The following is a 6118-nucleotide window of genomic DNA, read 5'->3' on the forward strand; positions in this document are numbered from 1 at the left end:
TGATTATTCTACCGGATACCACCGGTTGTTCTTAAAAAGGTAATGCTGCCCTTTCTGATAAATCTCTGCAATATCATGCCGGATGAGCAGCTCATCTACAAAAAGTGGTGCCTCTCCGATGTCCTGATTATCTACCCAAAACCGGATACGGCTGTCGGAACGCTGCGGGATAAAGCCCATCTCCACCAGTGCCCATCCATTGCTATCAAAGGTACGGAAGTGGTCGTAGATGCGGTAGTGCTGTTCCTGCAACCGCGCCCCGCTTTCCGCATCGTATTCTTCAATGTGAAAAGAGCCCGTAGCCAGACGGTCGACATCCACATAAATCCAGGAAGAAAACGTGTACCAGCCCGTACCATACTGCCGGGGCAGGGTGCCGTCAAAAAGGACGTTCGGTTGGCTGACCTCGCCGGCATAAGCCCCGCCGCCACGGTAGTAATGCTCTGCAGCAAGGGTGTCAAAACTTTCGTAAAAAAAGTTATGCGTGGAATCCCGGGAAAGGAAGCCAGCCACCGGGTACAAGGCCGCACTGTCTGCTTTGAGCGTGTAATTGATGTCCCGTACCTTAGCCTCAATTCGTTCTTCAAATGCCGTCAGGGGCAGGCGGTAGAGGGCATACTGATCATTCTCAAAAAGCAGTTGTGCGCCGATGAGCATATGCCCAAAACGTGCTTTCTGCTGCTCAAACTGATACTTACCCAGTACCAGCAACAGTGGCTTTTCATTGGGGAAGTCTTCCAGAATTTTCGGGATGCGGTAGGGTTCGTAAACCAGCTGCAGCTGATTGTACGCCTGACTCCGGCTGGTACGAGTCAAGGCAGCACCTGTGGTAGGAAGCCCCGTTTGCATACCCAGTAGGAGTGTCCAGGGCATTACATTGCCAGATGTTTCAATCCAGAAGTTGTCGCTGCCTAGGTTAAAATACGGCAGGGGCACGGTGGCCTGAAATTCCCGGTAGTCGATGCCTGGCAAATCGGCAAAGGTCTCCCCTTCGTGCAATTGCCGGATGTCGTCCAGTTTCAGGTCGGGATCGGTACAGGAATGATAGGCTTCGAAGCCCAGCAAGAGCAAAGCCCCAATGCCCAGACCCAGCTTCCACTGTTCTTTGGATTGGTCTATCCATGCCCAAAGCTCAGTGAGGACAATCAGGTTGATGGCATAGTAAAAAGGCCAGTTAAAGCGCCCCACCGACCGGAATTGCTGATAGGGGCCTGTATAATCCAGCAGCCCTTCCAGCCCCGGAATAGTAAACGGTAGCCCAAAAGAAAGGAGCAGGAGCACCAGGCTCGTCAGCATCATTTTATTTAGGAACGGCTGCAAATCACCGCCTGCCTGCACAAATGGCGCTTTAAAGCCACTGCTCACCCAGCGAATGGTAAGCACCAGCAGCCCAATTAACGCCACCAGCCCAATGTACCCTTTGCCTTCAAAGCCCCCATCCTGAATAGCGATCACCTCCTCATTGATCCATGCAAAATAAGGCATGGCTGTGGAGGTGACAATATCTTCCCAGATGGAATGAAAGTGGAAAAAACCCCAGGGCCGCGCTGCACGGTCTGTCACCGGATTATTGTGGTACATCCAAAGGTAAAAGAAGACCAGAGGCGGCCCAATTTGCACACTGAAGTGCAGCAGATAGCGGAAAAACCGGCGCACCGTAGGCTTCCGCAAAAAGCCAAAGAAAAAATAAAAGGATATGGTCATCGCCATAATGACGAAATAGTAAAAGTGGATAAGCGGGAAGACCAGCAGCGCCACGGCCATCCAAAGGCTGTACTTCAGGCTGTGCGCTTCCTCCAGCCGGATGAGAAGGTAAAAGAGTATGGGAATCACCTCAATATGCGACAAACCGTAGTGCGCGATAAACCGGTAAATTTGAGGAGACAGGAATACGATGCCCAAACTGGCGGCAGCCCCCCACCACGGAGCCGTCCCGAGCCGCAAAAAAGACAAGTAGAGAAAATAAGCCCCCAGCAATATTCCCAGCAGCAGCGAAAAGTTGACAATCGCCCGGGTATAGCCTGTGATGTCCACCACGTAATCACTCACGACTTTAATGAGCCCGGAGACAAGAGGCTGCGTAACAGCAGCCGAAGCATGATCGCCATAAGGGTAGTTCATCCCCTCGAAGTAGGTGAAGGAGCTGTCATGGCGGGCGTGGTATTCGATATTGGTGTACGCCTTGAGCCCATCGGCATAGGGCTCGATAACCAGATTGGGCGTGGCAAAGAAATCAGGGAAGCGCAACCAAAGCAAGGCAATACCAAGCACGATAACAGCCAGGCGGCCAAGGTTTGCATCTGAAAAGCGGTCCTTCATGGTGGCGGCGTTCCTTGTTTAGGAGCAAATGTACGTTTTTGGGAGGAAATGAGGTGGGGTTTCACTGAAAGACCCTCGCATATAGACCGTAAGAGGGCTGGCATTTTTTTCACGCAAAGGGCGCAGAGCCATGCGCTGCCCCTGGTTTCACGCAACGCGCGCAAAGAATGGGCCACAAAGGACTCAACGTTACGTTTGGCATACCTGGCTGGGTAGAATCGTCAAGCCTTTCTTTGCGCGAAACCCCTCCGCGATCTTTGCGCGAATTCAATCCCAAACGCCCATAAAACAACCCAACCTTTCTTATCTTCAGCCCCGAAACCAAACCCAGGCCATTGGATACCATCCCTCTCATCATCAGACGGGCCCTGCTCGCCATCACGCTGCTTTTTCTGGCTGGTTACGTGCTCATCGACCGGTGGGATGAAGCCCTGTACTACGGCGACAGCAACAGCTACTACCTGCACGTGGTCTCTTTTTGGGTCAATCAGGACGTTGGCGACTACGATGCGACCATCAGCAGCCTGCAGGCCGCCAACCCCGGTTCTGCCGATCCCCGCGAGGATGAATTTGGCATACGCCTCACAGAACGCGGGCGGCGCTACATCAAATACACCCTGGGCGTGCCGGTGATGGAAACGCCCTTTTTCCTCTTGGCCCACGCCTGGGCGAAAGCCTTTGATGCTTACCCCGCAGATGGCTGGAGCAAGCCTTACCTGCTGGCGGTCAGTTTGTCGACTATCGTTTACCTGATAGCAGGGTTCTTTTTGCTCAGCCGGGTCCTGCAGCGGTATTTCAGCAGCAAAGTGACGGCGGTGGTGCTGCTTACCCTTGCTTTTGCCACCAACGTATTCTACCACGCCACCTACGTTACGATGGCGCACGGTTTTCTATTTTTCAATTACTGCCTGCTCTTATGGCTCACCGAAAGGTTCTACGACCGCCCCGGCCGGGCCAAAGCATTCGGTATCGGCCTGATTGTGGGCCTGATTGCCCTGACGCGAGTGCCGGAAGTCATCAGCCTGCTCATCCCTCTGCTGTGGGGAGTGAATAGCGCGACAACCCTGGGCGAGCGCTGGCAGTTCTTCCTGCGCCGGCCGGCTTTCCTTCTGCTCGCCGGTCTGGGGCAGGGGCTCGCCTTTAGTCCGCAATTGGGTTACTGGTATTATGTGAGCGGGCAGTTGTACTTCAATCCCTACGAAGGTGAAGGCTTCAACTTCCTGCAGCCCATGATTTACAAAGGCTGGTTCGACTTCTCCAATGGCTGGCTGATTTACACCCCGGTGATGCTCTTCAGCCTGATCGGGCTGTTCCGCCTGCGCCGGCATGCTCCGGGCAAGCTGCTGCCCATCGCACTGTTTGTGGCGCTGCACGCCTACATCCACTACTCCTACTACGCCTGGACCTACTTCCCGGGGCTGGGCTCCCGGGGCTGGGCTCCCGGCCCATGGTGGAGACCTATCCCCTTTTAGCTTTTGGATTGGGGGCCTGTTTCGCACCTTTACTTAGGCACCGTTGGGCAGCCGCAGGATTGGGGCTGGGGCTGCTGTTTTTCGCCTGGCTCAACCTGTTTCAAACCTGGCAGATGAAGAAGGGCGTCATTTGGTCAGAGCGGGGCAATGCCGCTTTCTACCTGGAAACCTTCGGCACGCTACAGCCCACCTGGCACTCCATGGTTGCCTTCGACACGAAGGAGCGGCAACCCCGTGACACGACCACGCTACAAGCAGCCGGCCTGCTTTTCCGGGAAGGCTTTGAGTCTGCCGGTCTTCCGCACCGTTCTACTGAGCAGGTTTTTCAGGGGCAGGGCACTTTGCTGCCTCCAGATGGCGACTACACCCTGTCTGATCAGATTGCTTTGGATACTGCACAGCCCGGCGACTGGCTCCGCATCAGCCTCCGTGCCTATATGCCTGCAGCCGACCGCATCTGGAACCGGGACCTGGGCATCATCCTCTTTGCTGAATTGCGAAATGCAGATGGGCGCCGCAAAAAACGCCGCCTGATGCGCCCTACTTCCTACATCGGCAACAGCCACTACTCCATCTGGCAGGCCGGCACCCCTGATCAATGGGGCGAGGCGGCTTTTTTCTTCCGGCTCCCGCGCGGCTTTGAGCCCGATTGGCAGCTGCGGCTATACCTGCGCAATCCGGCAGGGCAACGGGTGTATTTGGATGAGGTACGGGTGGAGCGTTATGTGCCCAAAAATTAAGGTTACGGCTTCATTAATCTAATAAGAACGGCTCAAAATTATGTTGATGCAGTACTTGGACCTCCGCTTTTGGGTAAGCTTTCGCGAAAGCTACCGGCTTCTTAGCTTTCTTCGGGTTCCACTTAAACTCATACCCATAAAGATGACCATCTGTTTCTTCCACATAGTCCAACTCCTGATGGTCATGTGTGCGCCAGAAGTATTGTCTGGGAAATCGCAGGCGTGCGTGCAGGTATTTCATGCGTTCTGCAACTAAAAAATTCTCCCATAACGCACCCTGGTCTGCCCGGCCCTTCAATGGCTGGTACTGCTGTATGATACTGTTACGCACGCCCAAATCATAGAAGTAAACCTTCTTCTTTTTACTTACCTCTTTGCGGAGATTTCGGCTCAATGCAGGCAGGCGGAAAATAACGAATGCCTTTTCCAGCAGGTCAATGTACCTGGATACCGTACGTTCATTGACCTTCAGTTTAAGAGCCAGTTCATGAATCGAAACTTCATTGCCAATTTGAAAGGCCAGCAACTGCAATATTTGGTGGACAATATCAGCTTTGCGGATATTCTCAAAGACGAAAATATCCTTATAAAGGTACCTGGATGTTAAGTCGTCAAGCAAAAACCTGGTATCTTCCTGTGAAGCTAGAACGATCTCAGGATAGGTGCCAAAACGCAACCAATTTCCCAGCAGGCCCAACCTTTCGCCGGGCCGGTGAAGCTGCCCGAGCTCCTCGTAAGAAAAAGGGTATAGGGTGAATGTAAGTGCCCTCCCGGTGAGTGGTTCCCCGGTCCGCTGCGCCAGCTCAAAGCTTGAAGAACCGGTAGCTATAATCTGTACTTCCGGCAGGTGGTCTGCTATGACCTTCAGGATTTGCCCGATATCCGGAATATACTGTGCCTCATCCAGCACGATCAATCGGTGTGCACCAAACTCACGCCTCAGCAATTCGGGCTCCTGCTGTTCCAATACTTGCCGTACAGAAGGTATTTCACAATTGTAGTAGGCATTTAAATCACCACCGTGCTCACGCAATAGCACCTTGGCCAAAGTCGTCTTGCCCACTTGTCTTGCACCATATAGAATGACGATCTTCCCCCGAAACAACCAGCGGTTAACCACCGCCTGAAGCTGCCGCTGTATCATATTTTTTGTACTAAACTACAAATTTTGATGTAATTTTTTGTAATAAAGTACAAATTTTTACGCTTCCCGGATTTTCCCTTACCCCTCCAATCTGCTGAAAAACCAATGGATTTGACCGCAAACTTATAGACGATTTACCTGGGATTTGTAAAAGAGAAGCATTACCGATTACCAATCTTCACCACCTTCCCCACCTCCAGCACGCGCCCCTGCTCCTCCAACCGCCAGGTGTAAACGCCCGCCGGGTGCCCGCTCAAATCCAGTGTGTTGAAGCCGGCCGACAGGCGCTGCGTGAGGACGGGCCTGCCCATCGCATCGTATACCACGGCATTGACTTGTACGGGCAGCCACCCCGCCCGCAGCGACAGGCTGAAGCGCTCCCGGAAGGGGTTGGGGAAAGCAGTGGCAAGTGGGGCTGTTTCCGCTTGCTCGGTGGCCGTGAC

Annotated in this window: 5 protein-coding genes; 2 read left to right on the top strand and 3 right to left on the bottom strand. The window is 53.5% G+C overall.

Features of this window, described 5'->3' with window-relative positions:
- Positions 1 to 3: 3 nt before the first annotated feature.
- Positions 4 to 2319: a hypothetical protein gene (locus MRY86_RS01455; RefSeq protein WP_293570965.1), complete on the bottom strand. Its 2316-nt coding sequence runs from the start codon at positions 2317 to 2319 to the stop codon at positions 4 to 6.
- Between the two features lie 335 nt (positions 2320 to 2654).
- On the opposite strand from MRY86_RS01455, the gene MRY86_RS01460 reads away from it, so the two are divergent.
- Both MRY86_RS01460 and MRY86_RS01465 read left to right on the top strand, forming a co-directional pair.
- Positions 2655 to 3791: a hypothetical protein gene (locus MRY86_RS01460; protein WP_293566957.1), complete on the top strand. Its 1137-nt coding sequence runs from the start codon at positions 2655 to 2657 to the stop codon at positions 3789 to 3791.
- A gap of 113 nt (positions 3792 to 3904) precedes the next feature.
- Entirely contained in the window at positions 3905 to 4531 is a 627-nt protein-coding gene (locus MRY86_RS01465) for a hypothetical protein (RefSeq protein ID WP_293566956.1), read from the top strand.
- A gap of 13 nt (positions 4532 to 4544) precedes the next feature.
- On the opposite strand, the gene MRY86_RS01470 is transcribed toward MRY86_RS01465, so the two are convergent.
- Together MRY86_RS01470 and MRY86_RS01475 are read right to left on the bottom strand one after the other, a co-directional pair.
- Positions 4545 to 5675, bottom strand: a complete 1131-nt coding sequence (locus tag MRY86_RS01470) for an ATP-binding protein (protein WP_293566955.1) — start codon at positions 5673 to 5675, stop codon at positions 4545 to 4547.
- Positions 5676 to 5836: 161 nt separating this feature from the next.
- The coding region (locus tag MRY86_RS01475; RefSeq protein ID WP_293570966.1) for a T9SS type A sorting domain-containing protein at positions 5837 to 6118 on the bottom strand (282 nt) is incomplete at its 5' end.

It is taken from the genome of Phaeodactylibacter sp. (assembly GCF_022763345.1).
Taxonomy (GTDB): domain Bacteria; phylum Bacteroidota; class Bacteroidia; order Chitinophagales; family Saprospiraceae; genus Phaeodactylibacter.

Excerpts from the sequence above, each read along its gene's own strand:
- MRY86_RS01465 (WP_293566956.1), top strand. The coding sequence starts at position 3,905 with ATGAAGAAGGGCGTCATTTGGTCAGAGCGGGGCAATGCCGCTTTCTAC.
- MRY86_RS01455 (WP_293570965.1), bottom strand. The coding sequence starts at position 2,319 with ATGAAGGACCGCTTTTCAGATGCAAACCTTGGCCGCCTGGCTGTTATC.
- MRY86_RS01470 (WP_293566955.1), bottom strand. The coding sequence starts at position 5,675 with ATGATACAGCGGCAGCTTCAGGCGGTGGTTAACCGCTGGTTGTTTCGG.